We start from the raw sequence: 22,728 nt of genomic DNA, 5'->3' as shown, positions 1-22,728 counted from the left end.
CGGAGACAGTCTGGATTGCTTCGTCGCAAGAGCTCCTCGCAATGACGAGTTCTGGGCCACCAGCGCGATCGCGATCGGCATGGTGATCGCCGCCAAAATCGTCTGCAGCGTGATGATCTGCGCCAGTAGCGGTGCATCGCCGCCCATCTGGCGGGCCAGCACATAGGCGCTGGTCGAGGTCGGCACCGCGGCGCAGATCGCGACGATCGCGAGGCTGTCGCCGGACAGTCCGAACCAGACGGCGAGCACCAGCGCGATCACGGGCATCAGCACCAGCTTGAACACCACGCCGATAGCGGCACCCGTGCTGGGGCGCAAAAGGCCTTCAAGATGCAGGCCGGCGCCCGTGACGAGCAGGCCGATGGCGAGCGAGGAGCGGCCAAGTGCGTCCGCCACCTCATGCCAGATCTTCGGCAGGGGCAGATGGATGACGTTGACGACGAGCCCGATCACGCAGGCCCAGATCAGGGGATTGCGGACAACCGTCATGACAACGGTGCGCGCGGATTGCTTCTCCGGCGCTGCGTAGTGGGCGAGCACCGCGACGCTGAGGACGTTGACCAGCGGAATGATCGCCACCATCGCGACGGAGGCGAGCGCCAGCCCGACCTCGCCGAACATATTGGCGGAAACGGACAGCGCCACATAGGTCTGCCAGCGGATCGCGCCCTGGAAGATCGAGGTGAAGGCGGGGCCGTCGATATCGAGCCGCGACAGGGCCGGGCGGAGCGCGAGGCAGAGCAGCGACATCGCGAGCGCCGAGAGCAGCAGCGCGCCGCCGACGCCTGCGACCGGGACCTTGGACAAGTCGGCCTTCACCAGCGTCTGGATCAGCAGCATCGGAAACAGCACGAAATAGGTCAGCCGCTCCAGCCCGTTCCATTGCGTATCGAGCCGCATCAGCGTGCGCTTCAGCACCACGCCAAGGACGATCAGGATAAAGACGGGGAGGAGCGCCGCGATCACGACGGCCATGGATCAGTCAGGCCCCGGGGCTGCGCGCAGATTGGCGAGGCGGTCGAGCGCGCCTTGCAGGATGAAGATCGCGGCGTGCTCGTCGATCACTTCGGCGCGCTTGGCGCGGCTGACGTCCATGCCGATCAGTTCGCGCTCGACCGCGGCGGTCGACAGGCGCTCGTCCCAGAGGCCGATCGGCAGCGCGGTCAGGCCGGCGAGGTTGCGAGCAAAGGCCCGGGTGGATTGCGCGCGCGGGCCCTCGCTGCCGTCCATGTTGATGGGCAGGCCGAGCACGAAGCCGACGGCCTTGCGTTCACTGGCAATCGCGAGCAGCCGAGCGGCATCCTGCTTGAACGCCTTGCGCTGGATCGTCTCGACGCCGGTCGCCAACCGACGGTCCGGATTGGACACGGCAACGCCAATGGTCTTGGTACCCAGATCAAGGCCGACCAACCCGCCGCGTTCGGGCCAGTGGGTTGCAGCATCGACGAGAGGCAGGATAAGAGCCGGCATGGGATTAGCGCATATCACGCGTCGCGCTGCGGAGTGAACCCGGAACATGGATGCGCTGACATTATTCGGCTTGTTCGCCGTGACAGCCATGCTGGTCACTTACGCTCTGGAAGACCGCAGCCACTGGTTCGTGCTGCTGTTCGCAATGTCCTGCGTGCTCGGTTCGGCTTACGGCTTCCTGCAAGGGGCCTGGCCGTTCGGCGTGGTCGAGGCGATCTGGGCCGTCGTGGCGCTGCGGCGGTGGCATCTCAGGCCGGAGAGATAGGCCGGGCGAGGGCGTCTGCGGACTGCAGGCTCCTCGCCCGGTATCGGATCAACGGATCGCGATCGGGTTGATCATCGCCTGCACGCCGCCGGTCCAGCGCGGCTGGCCCAGCACGAACAGGAATTCGTAGCCCTTGTCTCGGGCGAGCGCGGCCGTGTCCATGTTCTCGAGGATGTAGGTCCCGTTCATCGCGAGCAGGATCTGGTGCACCTCGAACACGTTCTTGGATTCGAACGGCAGCACCTCGAGCGCCCAGGTGTCGGCACCGATCGCGACGACACCCTTGCTGGTCAGGTATTTTGCGCCTTCGACGCCGAGACCGGGCTCTCCGGCCGAATAGCGCTTGTCGTCCTTGCCGATCAGGCTGAGCCAGCCGGTGTGGAAGATGACGACGTCGCCCTGGCGGATCTCGACGCCCTGCTTCTTGGCAACCTCGTCGATCTCCTTGACGTTGAAGGCGGTGCCTTCCTTCACGATGTCGGTGCCGTAATAGGCCGCCATGTCGAGCAGCACGCCGCGGGTCACGATCGGCGGGACCTTCTCGATCCCGAGCTTCTTCAACCCGTTCGGGTCGGCGAAGTCGGCGAGCTTGTTGCCGTTGTAATAGACGTGCTCGACGCCGAGATGGCCGAGGCCGTCGATCTGGCTGCCGATGCCGACCCAGGTGTCCAGGATATCGTCGTTGTAGGTCGCCTTGTTGGGACCGAGACCCGGGATGCCGGCCTGTCCGGGTTGCACGATGGTGAGCTTGAATGCGCGCGGCGGATAGGCGGGCGTTTGTGGTGTAACGGGAATGCCGAGTGCGTAGGTCTTTCCGGTCTTCACCAGAGATGCAGCCTTCAGCACGAGTTCGGGCGTCATGTAGTTGGCGGCACCGATCTCGTCGTTCGGTCCCCATTTCGACTTGGTCCAGTCCTGGGCGCTTGCTGTTTCGATCGTCGCAGACAACGCGGCGACACAGCACAACACGAGCGTATTGCGCATCGATAGTCCTCCCGATGTTTTTGCCGATGTTTGGCTTCGTTATGATTTCGCGCTGGCCAGTCGCTCATCCTAACGTAGAAAAGCCGCGGGCTTCAAAACTTTTTGGGGGGCCATGCTGCGGCGGCTGAACGCAGCACTCACCGCGCGCAGCGTCGATTGAATTAAGTGCGACACATTTGTGACATTGAATTTCGCGCGGTGGAACGCGCTGGTATTCAGGCCGCGATGACCTCGTCGTCTTGCTTGAGGCAGGCGGCAAACCCGTTCAGCGCGCTGGTTTGATGTCCGGCACGACGCTGGATGAAGAGCGTCTCGACCTGCGCGTGCGAATGGCTCAGCGCGTGGATCGACACGCTGCCGTTGATCGCACTGCGTTCGACCACGGCGCGCGGCAGCAGCGTCACGCCCATGTCGGCGGCGACACAGCCGATCATGCCGTCGAGCGTGCCGAGCTCGAAGCGTGCGGCCGACGGCCAGCCGAACTCGACAAAGATCTGTTCCAGCCGCTGCCGGTAGGTGCAGCCGGTGCGGAACGCCAGCGCGGTTGGACCGGATTCCGGCGTGCCGGCGCGCAGCTCGGCGAGCGTGGCCCAGCGCCGCGCGCTCACCAGCACCAGCTCTTCGCGGAACGCGCTTGTCGCGGTGAGATCTGCATGCGCGATCGGACCTGCGACGAAGGCGCCGTCGAGCGTGCCTTCGAGCACGCAAGCGACGAGGTCGGCGGTGGGCGCGGTGCGCAGGCTCAGCCGGACGGCGGGAAAGCGGTGATGAAAGTCCGCGAGCAATGGCGGCAGCCGCACCGCCGCGGTCGTTTCCATCGAGCCGATCGCGAGCGGTCCCTTGGGCTCGCCGTCGTCGCAGGCGGCGAGCACGGCCTCGCGCGCTAGTGCGGACATCCGTTGCGCGTAGGGCAAGAGGCGCTTGCCCGCGCCGGTCAGGGTCATGCCGCGGCTATGGCGTTCGAACAGCGGCGTGCCGATCTCGGCTTCCAGCGCCTTCACGCGCTGGGTGACGTTCGACTGCACCGTGTTGAGCTCTTCGGCAGCACGGGTGATGCCCCCGGTACGGGCGACGGCAGCGAAGGTCTGGATGTCGCTGAGTTCCATAATATCGTTTCTCTTTTGAGATGGCAGCGTTCGCAAGAATTCAATTTCAGAGAATGGTATTCGCGCCTAGTCTCCCTGTCCAGACCTGGGAGGAGCCATGCCGATCGCGACGTCGCTGACCACGCTGTTGGAGATTGAGCATCCGATTTTGCTGGCGCCGATGGACGTCGTGGCAGGCAGCCGCCTCGTCGCGGCGGTGAGCCGTGCCGGCGGCTTCGGCATCCTGGGCGGCGGCTACGGCGAGAGGATTTGGCTGGAGCAGGAGATTGCCAAGCTCGCTGGCATGAAGGCGCCGTTCGGGATCGGCTTTATAACTTGGAGCCTCGCCAAGCGACCCGAACTTCTCGATATCGCGCTCGCCGCAAACCCGTCCGCGATCATGTTGTCGTTCGGCGATCCCGCACCCTTCGCCGCCAGCATCAAATGCGCCGGTGCACGCCTGATCTGCCAGGTGCAGGACGAGACGATGGCGCGGCAAGCGCTCGATGCGGGCGCCGATGTCCTGATCGCACAGGGGACGGAGGCCGGCGGTCACGGCGCTTCGCGCACCACGATCGATCTCGTCCCGGCAATCGTCGATCTTGCCGCGGGTCGTGTGCCGGTGGTTGCGGCCGGCGGTATTGCCGACGGGCGGGGACTTGCGGCCATGATGATGCTCGGTGCAAGCGGCGTGCTGCTCGGCACGCGCTTCTACGCGAGCCAGGAGGCCGATGGCGCAGACGAGGCCAAGCGGCGCATCTGCGCGGCAGATAGTGGCGCAACGGTGCGGGGCATCATTTTCGATCTCTCCCGCAACAATGTCTGGCCCGCGCCGTTTACCGGCCGGTGCCTAGTCAACGATCACGCCAGACGCTGGATCGGCCGCGAGGTCGAACTGATGCAGAATGTCGCCGCAGTCGGGCCCGACTATGCGGCTGCGAAGGCCGCCGGGAATTTCGACATCGCCGCGGTGATCGCGGGCGAGGCGGTCGGCCTGATCCATGATATTCCGACGGCCGCCGAAATCGTCGAACGTATCGCGACCGAGGCCGGGCAACTGCTAGCCGGCCGGCGTAATTCCAGCGTGTCCGCCTAAACTGCGAGAGAACAACCATGTGGCCGAACCGTCGACTGATCGATCTCTTCAAGACCGAATTTCCGATCGTGCTGGCGCCGATGGCCGGCGTAATGGACGCGGAGCTGGTGATCGCCGTTGCGCAAGGCGGGGGGCTCGGCTCGCTGCCGAGCGCGATGCTGTCGCCGGAGAAGGCGCGCGAGCAGGTCAACATCATCCGGCAGCGCGTCTCCGCGCCGGTGAACATGAATTTCTTCTGCCACACCCCGGTCGAGCTCACGGCCGAGGCGGAGGCGCGCTGGAAGCAGCGCCTCGCGGGCTACTACAATGAGCATGGCCTCGATCCCGCCGCACCCATCAATGCCGCGAACCGCGCGCCGTTCGACGCCGGCTTCTGCGAGGTCGTGGAGGAGCTGAAGCCGGAGATCGTCAGCTTCCATTTCGGCCTGCCGGAGGCCGCGCTGCTCAAGCGGGTCAAGGCAGCAGGATGTCTCGTCATCTCCTCGGCGACGACGGTGAGGGAAGCGGTCTGGCTCGAGCAGCACGGCGCTGATGCGGTGATCGCACAAGGTGCGGAGGCCGGCGGCCATCGCGGCATGTTCCTGACCGACAAGATCTCGGAACAGCCCGGCACCTTTGCGCTGGTGCCGCAGGTGGTCGACGCGGTGAAGGTCCCGGTGATTGCGGCGGGCGGCGTTGCGGATGGCCGCGGCATCGCGGCGGCGTTCGCGCTCGGCGCGGCAGGCGTGCAGATCGGAAGTGCCTATCTGCGCTGTCCGGAATCCAAGGTCAGTGCGGCGGCCCGCGCGGCGCTCGCCGAGGGACGGGATGATTCCACCGTCATCACCAATGTCATGACCGGGCGGCCGGCGCGCGGCGTCCAGAACCGCCTGATGCGCGAGGCCGGCCCGATTTCGCCGGACGCGCCGCCATTTCCCCACGCCGCAACGGCGCTCGGACCGCTGAAGGCGGCTGCCGAAAAGCAGGGCAGGGTGGATTTCACAAATCTCTGGGCCGGGCAGGCGATCGCCTTGGGCCGCGAGGTCCCGGCAGCCGAATTGACCCGGGATCTGGCCAAATCGGCCCTGGCGCGCCTGCGCCAGATGGCTGGTTAGATTCCCGCCGCCGGTTGCGGCGCAAAAGCGGCCTCTGCTATACGGCACATAGGTTTTGCCGTGAGAGGCCTTGTATAATGTCCGTTGACGCCGCTACCGTCCGCCGCATCGCGCATCTGGCGCGCATTGCGGTTTCCGAGGGCGAGGTTCCGCATCTGCAGGGCGAGCTCAACGCCATGCTCGCCTTTGTCGAGCAGCTCTCGGAGGTCAATGTCGAGGGTGTGGAGCCCATGACCTCGGTCACCCCGATGCAGATGAAGAAGCGGCAGGATGTGGTCAATGACGGCGAGATCGCCGACGATATCGTTGCCAACGCGCCCGCGACCGAGGGTCACTTCTTCCTGGTGCCGAAAGTGGTCGAGTAATTCTTAGGACCAAGTCCGATGTGCATGCTTTGCGACGACGAGAAGGCCTATCAGGCCTACATGAACTATCTCGACAAGATGGAGCGGCAGGGCAAGGCTGCCGATCCGAACGTCGCCGTCAATGCCGTGCTCGACGAGATCGAGGCGGCTGCGAAAGCGGCCGCCAAAAAAGACGACCCGGCCAACGACAAGTCCCTGTCTCCCTTCTTTTGCAGCCCGATCAATAAATGACCGATTTGACATCGCTGACGCTGGCCGAGGCCCGCAAGGGCCTCGCGGCCAAGACTTTCACGTCCCTCGAGCTGACCGACGCGCATCTGAACGCGATCGAAGCCGCGCGCGTGCTCAATGCTTTCGTCATGGAGACGCCGGACCAGGCGCGGACCATGGCGCGCGAAGCGGACGCCAGGATCGGGAAGGGCGATGCGGGGCCGCTTGCCGGCATTCCGCTCGGCATCAAGGACCTGTTCGCGACCAAGGGCGTGCGCACCACCGCGTGCTCGAAAATCCTCGGCAATTTCGTGCCGACCTACGAGTCCACGATTACCTCGCAGCTGTGGCGCGACGGCGCGGTGATGCTGGGCAAGCTCAACAATGATGAGTTCGCGATGGGCTCGTCGAACGAGACCTCGTGCTTCGGCCCGGTCGGCAATCCCTGGCGGCGCGACGGAAGTAACACGACGCTGGTGCCGGGCGGCTCATCCGGCGGCTCGGCCTCGGCCGTGGCGGCGCTGCTGTGCATGGGCGCGACCGCGACCGACACCGGCGGCTCGATCCGCCAGCCGGCGGCGTTCACCGCGACCGTCGGCATCAAGCCGACCTATGGCCGCTGCTCGCGCTGGGGCATCGTGGCCTTTGCCTCCTCGCTCGACCAGGCCGGTCCGATCGCGCGCAGCACGCGCGATGCCGCGATGCTGCTGCGCTCGATGGCCGGTCACGATCCGAAGGACACGACCTCCGTCGACATGGCCGTGCCGGACTACGAGGCTGCGATCGGCAAGTCCGTGAAGGGCATGAAGATCGGCATTCCCAGGGAATACCGTCTCGACGGCATGCCCGCCGAGATCGAAAAGCTTTGGGAAGCGGGTGCGGCCTGGCTGAAGGCGGCCGGCGCCGAGCTCGTCGAAGTGTCTCTGCCGCACACCAAATACGCGTTGCCGGCCTACTACATCGTGGCCCCGGCGGAGGCGTCCTCAAACCTCGCGCGCTACGACGGCGTGCGCTTCGGCCTGCGCGAGCAGGGCCGGAACATCAACGAACTCTACGAGAACACCCGCGCAGAAGGTTTTGGCGCCGAGGTGAAGCGCCGCGTCATGATCGGCACCTACGTGCTCTCGGCCGGCTATTACGACGCCTATTATTTGCGCGCCCAGAAGGTGCGCACGCTGATCAAGAAGGACTTTGAGGATTGCTTCGCCAAGGGCGTCGACGCGATCCTGACGCCGGCGACGCCGTCGGCGGCGTTCGGCATCGGCGAGAAAGGCGGCGCGGACCCCGTCGAGATGTACCTCAACGACATTTTCACGGTCACCGTGAACATGGCGGGCCTGCCGGGCATCGCCGTGCCCGCCGGCAAGGACGCGCAGGGCCTGCCGCTCGGCCTGCAGCTGATCGGCCGTCCCTTTGACGAGGAGACGCTGTTCTCGCTCGGCGAGGTGATCGAGCAGGCCGCCGGCCGCTTCACGCCGGCGAAATGGTGGTGAATGTCGCGGCTTTCATCGCGAGCCTCGGCGGCGCTACGCCGGCGCCGGACCTGAACGCGCCGCTCGCCGGTCTCTGGTGGGCTGCGAAGGGCGACTGGGACCAGGCGCACAGAATCGTTCAGGACGACAATGGTCGCGACGCCGCCTGGGTGCACGCCTATCTGCACCGCGTCGAAGGTGATCTCGGCAATGCCGGCTACTGGTACCGTCAGGCCGGCCAGCCCACGGCAAATGATTCATTACAGGCAGAGTGGGAGCGGATCGCTGCCACGCTGCTCGGGAGCAAGACATGAGCACGGCCACGCACAAGCTTCTCAAGGGCTCAACCGGTGACTGGGAGATGGTCATCGGCCTGGAGGTCCACGCTCAGGTGACGTCGAGCGCGAAGCTGTTCTCCGGAGCCTCCACCGCGTTCGGCGGCGAGCCGAACTCGCATGTGTCGCTGGTCGACGCGGCGATGCCTGGCATGCTGCCCGTCATCAACGAGGAATGCGTCAGGCAGGCTGTCCGGACCGGCCTCGGGCTGAACGCGCAAATCAATCTGCGCTCGGTGTTCGACCGCAAGAACTATTTCTATCCGGACTCGCCGCAGGGCTACCAGATCAGCCAGTACAAGTCGCCGATCGTCGGCGAAGGCGAGGTCGTGGTCGAGCTGGATGGCGGCAAGACCGCCACGATCGGCATCGAGCGGCTGCACCTGGAACAGGACGCCGGCAAATTGCTGCACGATCAGTCGCCGACCATGTCCTATGTCGATCTCAACCGCTGCGGCGTGGCGCTGATGGAGATCGTGTCGAAGCCCGACATCCGCGATGCCGAGCAGGCCAAGGCCTATGTGACCAAGCTGCGCTCGATCCTGCGCTATCTCGGCACCTGCGACGGCGACATGGAGAAGGGATCCTTGCGCGCCGACGTCAACGTCTCCGTGCGCAAGCCCGGCGCGCCGCTGGGCACCCGCTGCGAGATCAAGAACATGAACTCGATCACCTTCATCGGCCAGGCGATCGAGTACGAGGCCAGGCGCCAGATCGAAATCCTCGAGGAGGGCGGTGCGATCGACCAAGAGACCCGACTCTACGACCCCAACAAGGGCGAGACGCGGTCGATGCGGTCCAAGGAAGAGGCGCACGACTATCGCTACTTCCCCGATCCCGACCTGCTGCCGCTGGAGTTCTCGCAAAGCTTCGTCGACGAGCTGAAGGCTGAGCTGCCCGAGCTGCCGGACCAGAAGAAGACGCGCTTCGTCGCGGATCTCGGCCTGTCGGCCTACGACGCCAGCGTGCTGGTCGCCGAGCGCGAGAGCGCGGTGTTCTACGAGACCGTGCTGGAGAAACTCGCCAACCGCGCGCGCGACGGCAAGGTCGCCGCGAACTGGGTGATCAACGAGCTGTTCGGTCGTCTCAACAAGGAAGGCCGGGATATTACGGACTCTCCGGTCGATGCCGCACAGCTCTCGGGGATCATCGACCTGATCGGCGAGGGGACGATCTCCGGCAAGATCGCCAAGGATCTGTTCGAGATCGTCTGGCAGGAGGGCGGCGATCCCCGCGCGCTGGTCGAAAGCCGCGGCATGAAGCAGGTCACGGATCTTTCGGCGATCGAAAAGGTTGTCGACGACATCATCGCGGCCAATCCCGACAAGGCGGCGCAGGTCAAGGACAAGCCGCAATCACTCGGCTGGTTCGTCGGCCAGGTGATGAAGGCATCCGGCGGCAAGGCCAACCCGCAGAGCGTCAACGAGCTGCTCAAGTCCAAGCTCGGCATCTGACCTCGCGCGTTTGAACGAGGTGACGGACAGGCGTCGTCACCTCGCTTTCGGTTCGCGATGCGACGCTCGCGCGCATCCTCCGCGACGAACTTCAGCCGCATCGAACGCGATACGCCGACCGAATCGCCGTCACGCGATTCGCGCAAAACGGCGACTTGCACACGCTCTGACGAGCGCTCGCGCCGTTAATCATGAAAATATTTTCGTTGCCAAAAGTCGCGACTCAGAGTCCGCGAAGCGCCTTCGCGAGGCGCTCGCGCGATCGGCAGGATGCATCGTTGCAACGATCGCGCGCGATGCACGCGTGCAAGAAAATACTTGCTGCATAGTGTTTTTCTACAATCGCATCTTTTGCAACGGTCGATGCCGCGGGCACTCTCTGCGATCGCGCGCACACCTCATGCAGTCCGTTTGCATCGCGTTCGCCAGCGCAGGCGCGTTTCGCCGTCAACACTTCTTTAAGCGAGACGCTGTTTTTTTCGTTGTGTTGGTGTATTCGGGATGAGTGTGCACTCGATCCCCGACTGCATGCAGCGATTAAGCCATCTCACACATCGGAGGGCAACATGGCCAAGAAAGCTAAGAAGGCAAAGAAGGCGAAGAAGGCGAAGAGCGCAGTGAAGAAGACTGCGAAGAAGACCCGCAAGGTCGCCAAGAAGAAGTAACTTCGCTTTTTGAAGTTGCCGGCTCCTAGAGAGCCGGCACGTCATCAGCGCCTCTCAAAAGGTTCTGGTCGACGATAGAGGGTGTCGGCGAGACATCAGGTCAACGGTCGGATCGTTCTCTTCGCGGGTTCGCTCGCTAAGCCCGGTCCGGCAGAAGAAACAAGTTTTCTTCGTTCGGTGCGGTTCTCCGTAAGGGCTCCGCAATTTCACTGGCGGTCTTCGGGCCAACGTGGAATCTGGTCCTGACGTGTTCGCCGACGCCCTCGTTCTCTTGAGGCCGGGGTATTGCCGGCATTCCCATATCCCGACATTGCTGATCTGACCGCGGCGTGGCCGTTCTGCTCTTGAGCAGTCAGGCTCTCGCATATGACGTCTCAGCGACGCCTGGGCGAGCGCCTCGTCCTTCGAGACGACCGCTTCGCGGCCTCCTCGGGAGGAGGCTCAGCTGCATCCATCTGCGTTGAGCTGCCGCATCCTCATCCTGAGGGCCCGCCGGAGGCAGGCGGGCGTCTCGAAGGATGGCCGCAGTCGAGCTTCCAGCCACATGTTTCTTCATAAGCGCGCCCTGCTTGAGCAGGGAGGCTGCGGCGCACTTGCACGCCGTTCGCGCGCCGCTTGTAGTGAAACAATTGCTGTCTCTGGAATACGGTGACGACGTCGGGCGGGGACACAACAGGACGCGCCTCACCGTGCGCGATGGTTATCGTTCTCCCAAAATCCCAAGGTAAACCGAATCTGACGAATTGCAGAAGTGCCTGCAAAACCGGGACTTCTTGCATTTGTCGTGCGCGCGTGGCGCGGGCGCGTTTACGTCTGCTTCATCGCGATACTTAAACTGCCATTCAAATTTGCCCGCCATCATTACCTCCAACAAGCCGGCAAACGGCACGGGCAAAAAGCCTCGGGGATGAGTTGAACAGTTGATTGGACGGGAGCCGCGCTCGGGGGACGAGGCGGCATAAAGAAAAAAGGGGATGCGTTATGTTTCAGGGTACTTTCGATCTGGAGACCGCGACGCCGATCGACGCAGGCGCGCTGTCGGACGTGCTGTTCGAGCGCGGCCTCTACTGGGCGAGCGGACGATCCGGTCTCGTCGATCTCGTCGCCGCGCACAAATGGTTCAACCTCGCCGCGCTCAAGGGCCGCAAGGACGCCGTGACGCTGCGCCAGGAAGTCGCTGGGCAGATGTCGGACGCCGATATCTCGGCGGCGCAGCGCGAGGCGAGGGCGTGGGTCTCCGCCCATTGAGCGGAGAATCACGTCCCGGCCGTCGTTTCGCAGGTGAAGCTGATTTGTGCTGAATCAGGTTCCCTCGTGGTCAGCCACCGGATTCGGAGCGGCATGAGGCCACCGTCGCGTGTCAGGTGAAGGAACGCACAGATCTCGGATTCTGCCGCGGAGTGGCGGAGAGGGAGGGATTCGAACCCTCGATACAGCTTGAGACCGTATGACGCTTTAGCAAAGCGTTGCCTTCAGCCACTCGGCCACCTCTCCGGTGCGAGCCTTATGCATCTAATTACTTGGCCTGGTCAATTTGGAAGCGTGTGTTTTTACTCGAATATTCCCAGCGAATTCCGAGACCAAGCGGTTTGCTCCCGGGGCGAGAACGTAACGCCGCGATAACGGACACAAAGCCGGAGGTTCTGGCGCTTGTATTAAGCGTGGTTCTGGCGTGGACAAAGGCTCCCTTCATCTACATAAACGATTGATTTTGCTCTGATTTGATCGGATGCCTCGCGCGGGGGACGGCTGCCTTCGTCGGGATAACTCGCTCGCCGACCGAGGAGCCGCCCCGTCGCGCCAGGCGTCGCCGCAATCAGGAAGAGTCTGTCCTGGCGCGCTTTCGGTCGGAACGGCGCCCGGGAGATCAAGCGAGGAAGGCTGCCGGGCTGGCACGCTTCGCTCGTCCCTCGACCGCCCGGCTACCTGCAACGGTCTCATCTTGCAATGGGTTGGCCGAGGTGAAGTTTTCACCGATCTCAATCGCTAGGACGAGGCGCTTGCCGCCTTCGACAAGGCGCTCTCGATCAAGCACGACATCGAGGGGGCCTGGAGTGGCCGGGGCAATGTCTTTACCGAGCTCGGGCGCTATGACGAAGCTTTCATCGGCTTCGACAAGGCGGTGTCGATCAGGCCTGACCTCGAGGGCATCGAGGGTTGCGTCTTCTTGTGAAGATGAACCTGTGCAATTGGGACAATCTGGACGAAGAGATCGACCAGTTGATTTTCGCAAGCATCCGGTCGGGTACCTCACTGCCGAGAGCTCCGAGAGTCACGATCCCGACTGTTTCCGAGACGTCCACGTTTTCAATCGGCTCCCGACGACAACAGCGATCTGCGCGAGCGCCTCGAAAACTCATTTCATCGCTGCGTCGATTGCGAGCACGAGCCCGACGGCGAAGTCCTGAAAGCGATCGACGATGGGTCGATATTCTTGTCGATTTTGCCGGCCGTACGCACAACAGCCGGGCTGTCCTTGTTTGCGTCCAGTCCGGCTCCGATCGCCGTCAACTATCTTGGGTTCGCGGGAACGTGGGGGAGCAGGGAGCTCTTCGACTACATCATTGCCGGTCCAATCGTGCTGCCAGATCAAAACAGCAATTCTTCGACGAGAAGGTCGTTGGTTTGCCCGGCAGCTTTATGCCGCGGGATAACACGTCGGGACAATCGACGATGCTGCGTCCAATCGGGTCCATCACGATTTGCGGCAGGAATGGATAGTGTTTTGCTGCTTCGACAATGCCGGGAAAAATGCAATCCGGCTGTCTTTGGCTCCTGGATGAATATCTCGAAGAGCGTGGACCAGTGGGTCTTGTGGCTGTCCGACGTGGGCGAGATCGCAAAATCGAATCTGCGGAAGGAAGCCGATGGCCGGGGCGTCGATCCAGATCCCCTGGTGTTTGCAAGGCGCGTTGCGTCTTCACGAGGCTATGTATCAACGACATCAGGCCGGCTTGCCGCCGGAACATATCGACGTTCAAGCGCGCGGATGAAGGCGACCGTCGCGGCCGCTGATTAGTCAGGCCGGCCAGTTCCCGAAGGGGAGCGCCCGCCGAGTCCCAAGTTGAATCCACGATTCGGACGCCTCAGACCCACAGCAGAGCGTCTCCAGGGATGTGAGGGGCCGGTGTCGGAACTTTTGACGCAAATGGAACCTGTCTAAAAAAGATAATGGATTCAAGGTGTTACAAGGCCGCTCCGATCACATCTGCGTGTTATTTGTGCAACACCCGTCGGAAAACACGCTCCATCGGCTCGTTCTGAAGCGTTCTGTTGTTGTGTGTGCAAGGGCGTTCGGTAATTGTGACTGAGCGACGGAGGGGGGCATCCCGAGGTCGTCCCGTCTTAGGTGGTTCGCTTAAGTCCCTCGCGTTCAGCGGGTGTGTCCGAAGGCGCGAAGCGACTAAGCGGTGAATTTAAGGGACAAGGGAACCAACCTTAGGGTGTCTTCACCCAGCGGATCCGGAACCTTCCCTATGGCAAACTTGGAGGTTTAACATGAAGTTGGTTAAGAGCCTTTTGCTCGGTTCCGCGGCGGGTCTCATCGCCGTTGGCGGAGCGCAGGCAGCCGATCTCCCCGTAAAGGCCAAAGCGGTCGAATACGTGAAGATCTGCTCCCTGTACGGTGCGGGTTTCTACTACATCCCCGGCACCGACACCTGCATCAAGCTGGGTGGTTACTTGCGTGCTGACATGGTTTTGGGCGGCGCCGGTGACTACGGCTTCAATCAGAGCCAGGGCGCTGTGGCCCCTGCGACTGCTGGCAACGGCGGTTCGAACAACCGTCTGACGAACTACTTCTACAGCCGCGCTCGTCTGGACTTCAATATCGATACCCGCACGGCGACCGAATACGGCGTTGTTCGTACCTACGCCGACACGATCTTCACCTATGATACCGGCACCATCAACGGCAGCAACCCGGCGACGTTCGCTGGTGCCGCTCCGTCGCTCGGCCTCTACCATGCGTTCATCCAGTTCGCTGGCTTCACCTTCGGCCGCACGGTCTCGATCTTCGATGCCCCGTGGCAGAGCTATCCGGCTGGCGGTCCCGATTCCATTCCGGGCGGCTCCAACCACGTGACCGGTATCAACCAGGTCGCTTATACGGCTGACTTCGGACAGGGCATCACCGCTTCGATCGCCTTGGAAGACCCGACCACCCAGTCCAACGGCCAGGGCAACCTGTGGAACGTCAACGCTGCCAACGCGGCGACGTTTGTTCAGGGCATCTACGGCAACAACGGTTGGGGTGGAACGCGTTCCCCGGACATCGTCGGTGCGGTCCGTGTCGACCAAGCCTGGGGTCTGTTCCAGCTGTCGGCCGCCGCGCATGACCTGCATCCTGGCTACTACGGCACGACGGAACCCACCGGTCACCCGTCGGACAAGTGGGGCTGGGCTGTGCAGGGCGCCTTGTCGATCAAGAACATCCCCACCGGCGCTGGCGACTCGCTCAACTTGCAGGCCGTCTACACCGATGGCATGTCCAGAGAGAACTTCCAGATCCTGTTCCCGCAGGCGTTCTTCATGTACAGCGGTTCGGGCATCGCGTACCAGAGCGTCGGTTTCGCTGGTATCTCTGACGGCGTGTTCAGCACTGCCGGCGGTGGCATCGAGACGACCAAGAGCTGGGGCGTTCGTGGTGGCTTCACCCATAACTGGAACCCCAACTGGGCGAGCGCAATCTACGGCGGTTATGCTGCGTTGAGCTACAGCACCACTGCCAAGGGCATTATCTGCGCGAACTTTGCTGCCCTCGGCCCCTCCGCTGGTGCGACTTGTAACCCGGACTTCAGCTTCGGTGTTGTTGGTGTCAACACCGTCTGGACCCCGGTCAGGAACCTGGCGTTCACGGCCGACCTGAGCTACTCGCGTCTTGATCAGAAGTACTCCGGTACGGTCAGTGGCGCGAACACGGCGGTTGCTACTGCTGCGAAGCCCGTGGCGGTGTACGAGCTGAAGGATCAGAACTCTCTCACTCTGCTCCTTCGCGCTAACCGCACCTTCTAAGATCAATCTTCGGATTGGTTAGAGACCCCGGCAGGAAACTGCCGGGGTTTTTATTTGCGGGCCGTGCACCGAGTACCTAAATGGTAAATCGTCGAGAGCACGGTAAGGGAGCTTCTGGTCATGACCATTTCGTCGACATGGGGACGGATGCTGAGCGTGCTCGCCGGGACATCAATGCTTGCTGTGATCGCGCCGGCAGCTGCCGCGCCCTTGGACTCCAGCTATCCAGTGTGCCTCCAGCAATGGGAGTGGGGCGGCAGCAGCAAGACGTACTGCGGTTACCGGTCATGGGAGGATTGCCAGGCTTCTGCACGGGGATTGCCGGCGATGTGCCTCACGAACCCATATTGGTCACAGCCAACTTCAGTTCGCCCGCCTCACCGCCGGTACGTCCCCGACAGGATGTGGTGAGAAACGACCTGCGCTCAAGGAAGCGGGGCGTCGGCTTGCCTGCGAGCTGCGCCCTCTCGACGAGCGGATAGCGCTTGTTCCCATCGCCATGTGGTCTGCACAGTAACGGAATTTTGCCAAGCCTGCCGCATCACGGCCCCGGGATCGGCTTCATCGACGGAGGCTATTCCACGCTGCCGGCGCCGCGGCGCAAATCGGCCTCGATCTGCAACCGCGTGCCGCCGCCGAAGCGAGCGCGGTAGACCTGAAGGTTCTCCATGATCCGCTGCACATAGTTGCGCGTCTCGGAGAACGGGATCAGCTCGACCCAGTCGACCGCATCGACTTTGGGGTCGCGCGGATCGCCGTAGCGATCGATCCACTTCTTCACACTGCCTCGGCCGGCATTATAGGCGGCGAAGGTCATGATGTAGGACCCGCGGTAGTCCTCGAGCAGCCCACCGAGCTCGGCCGAGCCGAGCGTGGCGTTGTAGGCCGAATCGTTCTTCAGACGCGCCAGATCGTAGGTCCCGCCGTGCCGCTTGCAGACATAGCGCGCGGCGTCCGGCGTCACCTGCATCAGGCCGTAGGCCTGTGCCGGCGAGACCACACGGGGATTGAAGGCGCTCTCCTGCCGCGCGATGGCGTAGATGATGCTGCGCTCGACCTCGGGGCCGATCGGCGTGAACTGCGGAATGCCGTTGACGGGATAGGCATAGAAATCGAACGGCAGGCCGCGATTGAGCGCGGCCTTGCCGAGCAGCAGCATGCCGCGCGCGTCGTTGTGGCGCTGGGCGAGCTCGCCAAGGCCAGCAAGCGCTTCGGGATCGCCGTTCTCGCCCATGTCGGCGAGCAACGGTATCGCCATCTCGCGCTCGTCGAGTTCGTAGAGCAGCTGCGCGGCGCGCACGATCTCCAGCCGTTCGGCACCGCGGCTGCGCGGCGGAGCGTTGAGCTCGATCTGCGGCAGGCCGAGCTTGGCGCGTGCGAGCTGGCCGTAATAGCTGGTGGATTGCTCGGCGGCGCGCGCGTAGGCGTTGCGCGCCTCCTGCTGACGGCCTGCAGCTTCGGCGGCGCGGCCCTGCCAATAGCCGGCGCGCGCCAGCGTGGTCGGATTGACGCTGCCGATCCCGATGCGGGCAAAATGCTGGGTGGCGGCCGCGGGATCGTTGAGGAAGCGCAGCGCGATCCAGCCCGCAGTGAACTCCTGCTCGGTCTTGTAGATGTCGCGCGAGGGCAGGGCCGCATCGCGCGCGATCAGATAGGCGCTGCGGAATTCCTCGGTGTCTATCATCTTGCGCGCCAGGAGACGCCGCTCGATCCACCATTCGTCGAGATTGTAGAGCCGGCCCGGATCCTTCGGTGCCGACAGCATGAGCTGGGCGGCCTCCGCAAATTTCTCCTCGCGGCGCAGCAGCTGGATCTTGCTGAACATGAAGCCGGGATCGCCGTGCAGCTCGCGCGGCACGGCGTCGAGCAGCGCACGTGCGTTCGGCGCTTTCTTGAGGGAGGCGATGCGAGCCTTGGCGAGTGCGACATAGCCGGCCCCGAGGCGCTTCGCGGCACGCAATGCGGCTTCGTTCTCGCTGCCGTAGAGCAGCGTGTCCATCCGCGCTTTCTGATCGCCGGGCGTCAGCAGCGCGCCGAACTGGTCGAGTGCGTTGTTCTCGGTCTCTTCCGACATCGGGTCACTGCGCCAGGCATCGCGCACCAGACGTTCGGCGTTGGCGCGGTCGCCGCGCGCCAGCATCGCCTTGGCGAGCGTGAAGCGGCCCTTGGCGGACACGGGGGATTCGTTCTCGAACCACGACCACGCGACGGAATCGTCGCGCCTGTCGTCCCACATCGCGGCCTCCAGGCGCCGGCGCAGGAAGGTCTGCGAGGGCCAGCTCGGATTGGCCGACAGGAAGGCGCGGTAGCGCTCCACAGTCGCGCCATTGTCCTCGCTGCGCAGGATGATCCATTCCGCGAGTTTTCGCGCGACGGGATCCGAGATCGTGCCCGCGGCATTGGTGGCCTCGCCCGCCTTGCGCTTGCGCACGAGCTCGATCACGGTCTCCAGCGTGTCCTTGTCGGCTTGCGACGTCGAGGAGGTCGCAGCGACCGCAGCCGGTGTGACCGGCTTGCGCGGGGCGGCATGCTGGCGGGTCGCCGGAGCCAGGACCGGAGCAGCGACGGGCTTGGCAGCGGCCGGGGCGGTCGGTCTGACGGTGGCCGTCGCCGCCGGCGCGGGTGCCGTCTTCGGGGCCGAGCCACCAGAAGTCGGCTGAGATTTCGGCGCGGCAGCCGTAGGCTTCAGCTTGTCCTTCGCAGGTTCCTTGCCTGCGTTCTTGGCTGCGTTCTTGCCAGCATCCTTGCCGGCGTCCTTGGCAGACTTCTTCGCGGCATCCTTGGCGGGGGCACTGGTCGCGCCCTTGCTTGCGCCCTTACTTGCCCCCTTGGCGGCGTCTTTCGAAGTTTCCTTGCCGGTTCCCTTGGGCGCGCCCTTCGCAGCATCCTTGGCGGCTGGCTTGGCGGCGGGTTTGGCGGCTGGCTTCGCGGTTTCCTTCGCGGTCTCCGCGGTTGTCTCATTCGATTTGGCCCAGGCGGCGCAGCCGGCCGACAGCCCTGCCATCAGGCACACGATCAGACCGGTGGATCGCCATGCGGCGCGCGGAAAGGAGATCACGGCGTTTCGTCGCCCCGAATCAGTCAATTGGCTCAAGACCCAGCTGTACAAGATCTGGCTGTATTTGATTGAATATGCGGACAAAATACCAACAGCCGCTTACCTTTGCCCGGTTTGCACCACCACCGCGGCAAAATCGCGGCCTAAAGCCGTGCGTCACACCGAAGCGGGTCTTTTACCGGCGGGATAGACCCGATATGAATGCGGCTTGCTCGAGATCGCCGCGTACGGAGGAAGTCCATGGCAGCCAAGACAAAATTCCGGGGATCGTTCACCGCCTTGGTCACGCCGTTCAAGAACGGCTCGCTGGACGAGGCGGCGTTTCGCTCCCTGGTCAACTGGCAGATTTCAGAGGGCACCAACGGCCTGGTCCCGGTCGGCACCACCGGGGAGAGCCCGACGCTGAGCCATGACGAGCACAAGAAGGTCGTCGAATGGTGCATCGAGGAAGCGAAAGGCCGCGTGCCTGTCGTCGCCGGCGCCGGCTCCAACTCGACCAAGGAGGCGATCGAGCTCGCCCAGCACGCCGAGAAGGCGGGCGCGAACGCGGTTCTGGTCGTGACGCCCTACTACAACAAGCCGACCCAGGAAGGCATGTACCAGCACTTCAAGGCGATCAACGACGCGATCGGGATTCCGATCATCATCTACAACATCCCGCCGCGCTCGGTGATCGACATGTCGGTCGACACCATGGCGCGGCTGTGGGAGCTGAAGAACATCGCCGGCGTCAAGGACGCCACCGCCAGCATGGTCCGCGTCTCGCAGCAGCGCGCGGCGATGGGCGAGGATTTCAACCAGCTCTCGGGCGAGGATGCGACCATCCTCGGTTACATGGCGCATGGCGGCCATGGCTGCATCTCGGTGACCTCGAACGTCGCGCCGCGGCTGTGCTCGGAGTTCCAGGCCGCCTGGGCGAAGGGCGATCATGCCACCGCACTGAAGCTGCACGACAAGCTGATGCCGCTGCACAACAACCTCTTCATCGAGAGCAATCCGGCGCCGATCAAGTACGCGCTGTCGCTGCTCGGCAAGCTGGACGAGACGTTGCGGCTGCCGATGGTGCCGGTCACCGAGCCGACCCGCGTTGCCGTGCGCAGCGCGATGGTTCATGCCGGCCTCATCAACTGACGCGCTAGCCGATCGGGGAGCTTTTATGGCGATCGAGGAAAGAGGCACGCGGATGCTCACGGAGTTCCGCGAGTTCGCCATGAAGGGCAACGTCGTCGACCTCGCGGTCGGCGTCATCATCGGCGCGGCCTTCGGCGCGATCGTCACATCGCTGGTCGGCGACGTGATCATGCCGATCATCGGCGCGGCCACCGGCGGTCTCGACTTCTCGAACTACTTCACGCCGCTTTCGAGCAAGGTCACCGCCGCAAATCTCGCGGACGCGAAAAAGCAGGGCGCCGTCTTGGCTTGGGGCAACTTCCTCACGCTGACGATCAACTTCATCATCATTGCCTTCGTGCTGTTCCTGGTGATCCGTGCCATGAACAAGTTGAAGCGCAAGGACGAGGCGGAGCCTGCCGCTCCGCCGAAGCCGTCGGCCGAGGTCGAGCTGCTGACCGAGATCCGCGATCTCCTCAAGAAGTCTTGACGCGCGGGCTTCATCCAAACTGTTAGCGTCCTCGCGCATCTCGATCAGGTTTGTCTCCCATGGCCGACAAGAACGAACGTCCGATCAAGGTCATGGCGGAAAATCGCAAGGCCCGCTTCAACTATGCCATCGAGGATACGATCGAGGTCGGCATTGCGCTGACCGGCACTGAGGTCAAGTCGATCCGCAACGGCAAGAGCACGATCGCGGAATCCTACGCCGATTCCAAGGACGGCGAGATCTGGCTGATCAACGCCACCATTCCGGAATATCTCCAGGGCAACCGCTTCAACCACGAGCCCAAGCGGCCGCGAAAACTGCTGCTGCATCGCAAGCAGATCAACAAGCTGATGGGCGCGGTCGACCGCGAAGGCATGACGCTGATCCCGCTCAAGCTTTACTTCAACGAGCGTGGTCGCGCCAAATTGGAGCTCGCGGTTGCAAAGGGCAAGAAGCTGCACGACAAGCGCGAGTCCGAGAAGAAGCGCGACTGGAGCCGGGAGAAGGGCCGCCTGATGCGGGCGAGGGGATAGCGGGATGACTCAGAGAAACCTGCTCGAGGTCGATTGGACCCGGATTCCCGCCCCCGCGGATGATGGCGGCGCCGCGCACCTGAAAGGCATGACGCTGCCGCCGGTCAGCCTGCTTGCCACTGACGACACCTCAGTCGCGCTGTCGGCGCTGCGTGGCCGGACCGTGGTGTTCGCCTATCCGCGCACCGGCGAGCCCGGCAAGATCGCGCTGGTCGACGATTGGGACATGATCCCGGGCGCGCGCGGCTGCACGCCGCAGACTTGTGCATTTCGCGATCTGTTCGCCGAGCTGAAGGCCGCCGGCGCCGCGCAGGTGTACGGCCTCTCGACCCAAAGCAACGCATACCAGACCGAGATGGCCTCGCGGCTGCATCTGCCGTTCCCGGTGCTCTCGGACGAGAAGCTGGCGCTGACGCGCGCCCTGAATTTGCCGACGATGGAGGTCGCCGGCCTGACGTTGATCAAGCGCCTCGCGCTGATCATCGACGACGCCAGGATCACGCATGCGTTCTATCCGGTGTTTCCGCCCGACCGGAACGCCGGCGATGTCCTGGACTGGCTGAAGGCCAATCCGGCCAAGGGCTTGTCGAAGGATTAGTCGAGGTCGGCCTTCACCTTCGCGAACACGGAGCGGAACATGTCCGGCGTCAGCACGCGGGTGTTCGTGTTGTAGCGGGAGCAGTGATAGCTGTCGTACAGGCTGAATGCGCCGGCCTGATGCACGGCGCCGTGGCCGAAGGGGGCTTGCGATCCCTTCAGGTTCAGCGGCTTGAGCACGGTGTCGTGCGCAATGCGCCCGAGGGCGACGATCGCGCGCAGGTTCGGCATCGTTGCGAGATTCGCCGCGAGGAACTGCCGGCAGGTGTTGATCTCGACCGGCAACGGCTTGTTCTGCGGCGGCACGCAATGCACCGCATTGGCGATCCGGCAGTCGACCAGCTTCAGGCCGTCGTCGGGACGCGCCTGATATTGGCCCTTGGCGAAGCCGTATTCGAGCAGCGTGGCGTAGAGCAGGTCGCCGGCATAATCTCCGGTGAAGGGACGGCCGGTGCGGTTGGCGCCCTGCATCCCCGGCGCAAGGCCGACGATCAGCAGGCGCGCCTTGATGTCGCCGAAAGGCGCAACCGGTGCATTGTGCCACAATGGCTCGCGCGCGCGGTTCGCCTCGCGAAAGGCGACCAGGCGCGGACAGAGCGGACAGTCACGGTCGGGGACGAGGCTGAGAGGCTGGCGGCTTGACCGGGCCGCCTCACTCCTCGAAGTCGTCATCGCCCCTCGCCGGCGCCATCGTGGTTGCGCGCTGGAGGAACTGCGGAGCGTGGTGGCGCGCCTCGCGATCGCCGCGGTCACGCGGGGCGGGGCGTTCGGACGGGTCGCGGCCGAGCTTGGACTGCAGCTCGACGAGGTCGGTGAAGACGTCGGCCTGGCGGCGCAGCTCGTCCGCGATCATCGGCGGCTGGCTGGCGATCGTGGAAATCACGGTGACCCGCACGCCGCGGCGCTGAACGGCCTCGACCAGGGAGCGGAAGTCGCCGTCACCCGAGAACAGGACCATCTGGTCGATGTGCTCGGCGAGCTCCATGGCGTTCACGGCGAGCTCGATGTCCATGTTGCCCTTGACCTTGCGGCGGCCGGAGGCGTCGATGAACTCCTTGGTCGCCTTGGTGACGACGGTGTAGCCGTTGTAGTCGAGCCAGTCGATCAGCGGCCGGATCGAGGAGTACTCCTGATCCTCGATGATCGCGGTGTAGTAGAACGCCCTAAGCAGCGTCCCGCGGCTCTGAAACTCCTTCAGCAGGCGCTTGTAATCGATGTCGAAGCCCAGAGTTTTCGCCGTCGCGTAGAGATTGGCTCCATCGATGAAGAGCGCGATCTTGTCGGTAGAGGAAGGTGACATTCAGTTTGCTCGCGTAGAGTTCGTGATTGATCGTTTATTGTTGGCGCGGCGACAGCAAGCCGCGCACTTCTAAAGTCCCGCCGAAACCCGTCGAAACCGCAAATCCGGAGAAGTCGGGGCAATCAAGGTATA

At 63.7% G+C, this 22,728-nt stretch carries 23 protein-coding genes, 1 tRNA gene and 2 pseudogenes; 18 read left to right on the top strand and 8 right to left on the bottom strand.

Going from position 1 to position 22,728, the window contains the following annotated elements; all coding sequences use genetic code 11:
* Positions 1 to 54: 54 nt before the first annotated feature.
* Together BRA471DRAFT_RS21955 and ruvX are read right to left on the bottom strand one after the other, a co-directional pair.
* Positions 55 to 975: pseudogene (locus tag BRA471DRAFT_RS21955) on the bottom strand (AEC family transporter); the annotation flags it as partial.
* 3 nt (positions 976 to 978) lie between these two features.
* On the bottom strand, positions 979 to 1,470 hold the full coding sequence (ruvX, locus tag BRA471DRAFT_RS21950; RefSeq protein WP_007603328.1) for a Holliday junction resolvase RuvX: 492 nt from the start codon (positions 1,468 to 1,470) through the stop codon (positions 979 to 981).
* Positions 1,471 to 1,516: 46 nt separating this feature from the next.
* Between ruvX and BRA471DRAFT_RS21945 the strand changes: the two genes are divergently transcribed.
* Positions 1,517 to 1,735 carry a hypothetical protein gene (locus BRA471DRAFT_RS21945; protein ID WP_007611216.1) on the top strand — a complete coding sequence of 73 codons (219 nt, stop codon included), beginning with the start codon at positions 1,517 to 1,519 and terminating at the stop codon, positions 1,733 to 1,735.
* Between the two features lie 48 nt (positions 1,736 to 1,783).
* On the opposite strand, the gene BRA471DRAFT_RS21940 is transcribed toward BRA471DRAFT_RS21945, so the two are convergent.
* Entirely contained in the window at positions 1,784 to 2,719 is a 936-nt protein-coding gene (locus BRA471DRAFT_RS21940; RefSeq protein WP_007611215.1) for a cyclase family protein, read from the bottom strand.
* A 215-nt stretch (positions 2,720 to 2,934) separates the two neighbouring features.
* Positions 2,935 to 3,825, bottom strand: coding sequence for a LysR family transcriptional regulator (locus BRA471DRAFT_RS21935; protein WP_007611214.1), 891 nt, complete (start codon positions 3,823 to 3,825; stop codon positions 2,935 to 2,937).
* A 97-nt stretch (positions 3,826 to 3,922) separates the two neighbouring features.
* On the opposite strand from BRA471DRAFT_RS21935, the gene BRA471DRAFT_RS21930 reads away from it, so the two are divergent.
* From BRA471DRAFT_RS21930 to BRA471DRAFT_RS21895, 8 genes are all read left to right on the top strand, one after another.
* Positions 3,923 to 4,900: a nitronate monooxygenase family protein gene (locus BRA471DRAFT_RS21930; RefSeq protein WP_007611213.1), complete on the top strand. Its 978-nt coding sequence runs from the start codon at positions 3,923 to 3,925 to the stop codon at positions 4,898 to 4,900.
* Between the two features lie 17 nt (positions 4,901 to 4,917).
* Positions 4,918 to 5,994, top strand: a complete 1,077-nt coding sequence (locus BRA471DRAFT_RS21925; RefSeq protein ID WP_007611212.1) for a nitronate monooxygenase family protein — start codon at positions 4,918 to 4,920, stop codon at positions 5,992 to 5,994.
* A 77-nt stretch (positions 5,995 to 6,071) separates the two neighbouring features.
* The gene (gene gatC / locus BRA471DRAFT_RS21920) at positions 6,072 to 6,359 is read left to right on the top strand and encodes an Asp-tRNA(Asn)/Glu-tRNA(Gln) amidotransferase subunit GatC (protein WP_007611211.1); all 288 of its coding nucleotides are present in this window, start codon (positions 6,072 to 6,074) and stop codon (positions 6,357 to 6,359) included.
* Positions 6,360 to 6,377: 18 nt separating this feature from the next.
* Positions 6,378 to 6,590 carry a hypothetical protein gene (locus BRA471DRAFT_RS21915; RefSeq protein ID WP_007611210.1) on the top strand — a complete coding sequence of 71 codons (213 nt, stop codon included), beginning with the start codon at positions 6,378 to 6,380 and terminating at the stop codon, positions 6,588 to 6,590.
* Positions 6,587 to 8,062, top strand: coding sequence for an Asp-tRNA(Asn)/Glu-tRNA(Gln) amidotransferase subunit GatA (gatA, locus tag BRA471DRAFT_RS21910; RefSeq protein WP_007611209.1), 1,476 nt, complete (start codon positions 6,587 to 6,589; stop codon positions 8,060 to 8,062). Before BRA471DRAFT_RS21915 ends, gatA begins: the two co-directional genes overlap by 4 nt.
* A complete protein-coding gene (locus BRA471DRAFT_RS21905) occupies positions 8,053 to 8,355 on the top strand; it encodes a hypothetical protein (protein ID WP_007611208.1) in 303 nt (100 codons plus the stop codon). Before gatA ends, BRA471DRAFT_RS21905 begins: the two co-directional genes overlap by 10 nt.
* Positions 8,352 to 9,830 carry an Asp-tRNA(Asn)/Glu-tRNA(Gln) amidotransferase subunit GatB gene (gene gatB / locus BRA471DRAFT_RS21900; RefSeq protein WP_007611207.1) on the top strand — a complete coding sequence of 493 codons (1,479 nt, stop codon included), beginning with the start codon at positions 8,352 to 8,354 and terminating at the stop codon, positions 9,828 to 9,830. Before BRA471DRAFT_RS21905 ends, gatB begins: the two co-directional genes overlap by 4 nt.
* 1,646 nt (positions 9,831 to 11,476) lie before the next feature.
* On the top strand, positions 11,477 to 11,743 hold the full coding sequence (locus tag BRA471DRAFT_RS21895; protein ID WP_007611206.1) for a hypothetical protein: 267 nt from the start codon (positions 11,477 to 11,479) through the stop codon (positions 11,741 to 11,743).
* 153 nt (positions 11,744 to 11,896) lie between these two features.
* Here the strand turns inward: BRA471DRAFT_RS21895 and BRA471DRAFT_RS21890 are convergent.
* Positions 11,897 to 11,989, bottom strand: a tRNA-Ser gene (locus tag BRA471DRAFT_RS21890).
* 532 nt (positions 11,990 to 12,521) lie between these two features.
* Between BRA471DRAFT_RS21890 and BRA471DRAFT_RS40410 the strand changes: the two genes are divergently transcribed.
* The 5 genes and pseudogenes from BRA471DRAFT_RS40410 to BRA471DRAFT_RS37030 all read left to right on the top strand — a co-directional run bounded on the left by BRA471DRAFT_RS40410 (position 12,522) and on the right by BRA471DRAFT_RS37030 (position 15,919).
* Complete coding sequence (locus BRA471DRAFT_RS40410; RefSeq protein ID WP_371258329.1) at positions 12,522 to 12,668, top strand: hypothetical protein; 147 nt, start codon at positions 12,522 to 12,524, stop codon at positions 12,666 to 12,668.
* A gap of 111 nt (positions 12,669 to 12,779) precedes the next feature.
* A pseudogene (locus BRA471DRAFT_RS40405) lies at positions 12,780 to 13,082 on the top strand (hypothetical protein); the annotation flags it as partial.
* Positions 13,083 to 13,208: 126 nt separating this feature from the next.
* Positions 13,209 to 13,514, top strand: coding sequence for a hypothetical protein (locus tag BRA471DRAFT_RS21885; RefSeq protein ID WP_157234087.1), 306 nt, complete (start codon positions 13,209 to 13,211; stop codon positions 13,512 to 13,514).
* Between the two features lie 479 nt (positions 13,515 to 13,993).
* On the top strand, positions 13,994 to 15,508 hold the full coding sequence (locus tag BRA471DRAFT_RS21880) for a porin (protein WP_007611199.1): 1,515 nt from the start codon (positions 13,994 to 13,996) through the stop codon (positions 15,506 to 15,508).
* Positions 15,509 to 15,628: 120 nt separating this feature from the next.
* Positions 15,629 to 15,919: a DUF3551 domain-containing protein gene (locus tag BRA471DRAFT_RS37030; RefSeq protein ID WP_007611197.1), complete on the top strand. Its 291-nt coding sequence runs from the start codon at positions 15,629 to 15,631 to the stop codon at positions 15,917 to 15,919.
* 163 nt (positions 15,920 to 16,082) lie between these two features.
* Here BRA471DRAFT_RS37030 and BRA471DRAFT_RS21875 read toward each other — a convergent pair whose 3' ends face one another.
* Positions 16,083 to 18,512 carry a lytic transglycosylase domain-containing protein gene (locus tag BRA471DRAFT_RS21875; protein WP_007611196.1) on the bottom strand — a complete coding sequence of 810 codons (2,430 nt, stop codon included), beginning with the start codon at positions 18,510 to 18,512 and terminating at the stop codon, positions 16,083 to 16,085.
* A 294-nt stretch (positions 18,513 to 18,806) separates the two neighbouring features.
* Between BRA471DRAFT_RS21875 and dapA the strand changes: the two genes are divergently transcribed.
* Genes dapA through BRA471DRAFT_RS21855 form a run of 4 tightly spaced genes read left to right on the top strand, consistent with a single transcriptional unit; the run spans position 18,807 to position 21,297 of the window.
* Complete coding sequence (dapA, locus tag BRA471DRAFT_RS21870) at positions 18,807 to 19,697, top strand: 4-hydroxy-tetrahydrodipicolinate synthase (protein ID WP_007603384.1); 891 nt, start codon at positions 18,807 to 18,809, stop codon at positions 19,695 to 19,697.
* 52 nt (positions 19,698 to 19,749) lie between these two features.
* Positions 19,750 to 20,166 (top strand): large conductance mechanosensitive channel protein MscL, encoded by a 417-nt coding sequence (gene mscL / locus BRA471DRAFT_RS21865; RefSeq protein WP_035975062.1) that lies wholly within the window; start codon positions 19,750 to 19,752, stop codon positions 20,164 to 20,166.
* 59 nt (positions 20,167 to 20,225) lie between these two features.
* Positions 20,226 to 20,699: an SsrA-binding protein SmpB gene (gene smpB, locus BRA471DRAFT_RS21860; protein WP_007611194.1), complete on the top strand. Its 474-nt coding sequence runs from the start codon at positions 20,226 to 20,228 to the stop codon at positions 20,697 to 20,699.
* 4 nt (positions 20,700 to 20,703) lie between these two features.
* The gene (locus tag BRA471DRAFT_RS21855) at positions 20,704 to 21,297 is read left to right on the top strand and encodes a peroxiredoxin (RefSeq protein WP_007611193.1); all 594 of its coding nucleotides are present in this window, start codon (positions 20,704 to 20,706) and stop codon (positions 21,295 to 21,297) included.
* On the opposite strand, the gene BRA471DRAFT_RS21850 is transcribed toward BRA471DRAFT_RS21855, so the two are convergent.
* Positions 21,294 to 21,968: a uracil-DNA glycosylase gene (locus BRA471DRAFT_RS21850; protein ID WP_007611191.1), complete on the bottom strand. Its 675-nt coding sequence runs from the start codon at positions 21,966 to 21,968 to the stop codon at positions 21,294 to 21,296. The genes BRA471DRAFT_RS21855 and BRA471DRAFT_RS21850 overlap by 4 nt on opposite strands.
* Complete coding sequence (locus BRA471DRAFT_RS21845; protein WP_007603390.1) at positions 21,949 to 22,596, bottom strand: NYN domain-containing protein; 648 nt, start codon at positions 22,594 to 22,596, stop codon at positions 21,949 to 21,951. Before BRA471DRAFT_RS21845 ends, BRA471DRAFT_RS21850 begins: the two co-directional genes overlap by 20 nt.
* Between the last annotated feature and the right edge of the window lie 132 nt (positions 22,597 to 22,728).

Source organism: Bradyrhizobium sp. WSM471 (assembly GCF_000244915.1).
Taxonomy (GTDB): Bacteria; Pseudomonadota; Alphaproteobacteria; order Rhizobiales; family Xanthobacteraceae; genus Bradyrhizobium.
This window is presented reverse-complemented; position numbering and strand designations above follow the sequence as displayed.

Bases quoted from the DNA above. Each gene is read 5' to 3' on its own strand.
- ruvX (WP_007603328.1), bottom strand. From the start codon at position 1,470: ATGCCGGCTCTTATCCTGCCTCTCGTCGATGCTGCAACCCACTGGCCC.
- BRA471DRAFT_RS21945 (WP_007611216.1), top strand. From the start codon at position 1,517: ATGGATGCGCTGACATTATTCGGCTTGTTCGCCGTGACAGCCATGCTG.
- BRA471DRAFT_RS21940 (WP_007611215.1), bottom strand. From the start codon at position 2,719: ATGCGCAATACGCTCGTGTTGTGCTGTGTCGCCGCGTTGTCTGCGACG.
- BRA471DRAFT_RS21935 (WP_007611214.1), bottom strand. From the start codon at position 3,825: ATGGAACTCAGCGACATCCAGACCTTCGCTGCCGTCGCCCGTACCGGG.
- BRA471DRAFT_RS21930 (WP_007611213.1), top strand. From the start codon at position 3,923: ATGCCGATCGCGACGTCGCTGACCACGCTGTTGGAGATTGAGCATCCG.
- BRA471DRAFT_RS21925 (WP_007611212.1), top strand. From the start codon at position 4,918: ATGTGGCCGAACCGTCGACTGATCGATCTCTTCAAGACCGAATTTCCG.
- gatC (WP_007611211.1), top strand. From the start codon at position 6,072: ATGTCCGTTGACGCCGCTACCGTCCGCCGCATCGCGCATCTGGCGCGC.
- BRA471DRAFT_RS21915 (WP_007611210.1), top strand. From the start codon at position 6,378: ATGTGCATGCTTTGCGACGACGAGAAGGCCTATCAGGCCTACATGAAC.
- gatA (WP_007611209.1), top strand. From the start codon at position 6,587: ATGACCGATTTGACATCGCTGACGCTGGCCGAGGCCCGCAAGGGCCTC.
- BRA471DRAFT_RS21905 (WP_007611208.1), top strand. From the start codon at position 8,053: ATGGTGGTGAATGTCGCGGCTTTCATCGCGAGCCTCGGCGGCGCTACG.
- gatB (WP_007611207.1), top strand. From the start codon at position 8,352: ATGAGCACGGCCACGCACAAGCTTCTCAAGGGCTCAACCGGTGACTGG.
- BRA471DRAFT_RS21895 (WP_007611206.1), top strand. From the start codon at position 11,477: ATGTTTCAGGGTACTTTCGATCTGGAGACCGCGACGCCGATCGACGCA.
- BRA471DRAFT_RS21885 (WP_157234087.1), top strand. From the start codon at position 13,209: ATGGATAGTGTTTTGCTGCTTCGACAATGCCGGGAAAAATGCAATCCG.
- BRA471DRAFT_RS21880 (WP_007611199.1), top strand. From the start codon at position 13,994: ATGAAGTTGGTTAAGAGCCTTTTGCTCGGTTCCGCGGCGGGTCTCATC.
- BRA471DRAFT_RS37030 (WP_007611197.1), top strand. From the start codon at position 15,629: ATGACCATTTCGTCGACATGGGGACGGATGCTGAGCGTGCTCGCCGGG.
- BRA471DRAFT_RS21875 (WP_007611196.1), bottom strand. From the start codon at position 18,512: ATGGCAGGGCTGTCGGCCGGCTGCGCCGCCTGGGCCAAATCGAATGAG.
- dapA (WP_007603384.1), top strand. From the start codon at position 18,807: ATGGCAGCCAAGACAAAATTCCGGGGATCGTTCACCGCCTTGGTCACG.
- mscL (WP_035975062.1), top strand. From the start codon at position 19,750: ATGCTCACGGAGTTCCGCGAGTTCGCCATGAAGGGCAACGTCGTCGAC.
- smpB (WP_007611194.1), top strand. From the start codon at position 20,226: ATGGCCGACAAGAACGAACGTCCGATCAAGGTCATGGCGGAAAATCGC.
- BRA471DRAFT_RS21855 (WP_007611193.1), top strand. From the start codon at position 20,704: ATGACTCAGAGAAACCTGCTCGAGGTCGATTGGACCCGGATTCCCGCC.
- BRA471DRAFT_RS21850 (WP_007611191.1), bottom strand. From the start codon at position 21,968: ATGACGACTTCGAGGAGTGAGGCGGCCCGGTCAAGCCGCCAGCCTCTC.
- BRA471DRAFT_RS21845 (WP_007603390.1), bottom strand. From the start codon at position 22,596: ATGTCACCTTCCTCTACCGACAAGATCGCGCTCTTCATCGATGGAGCC.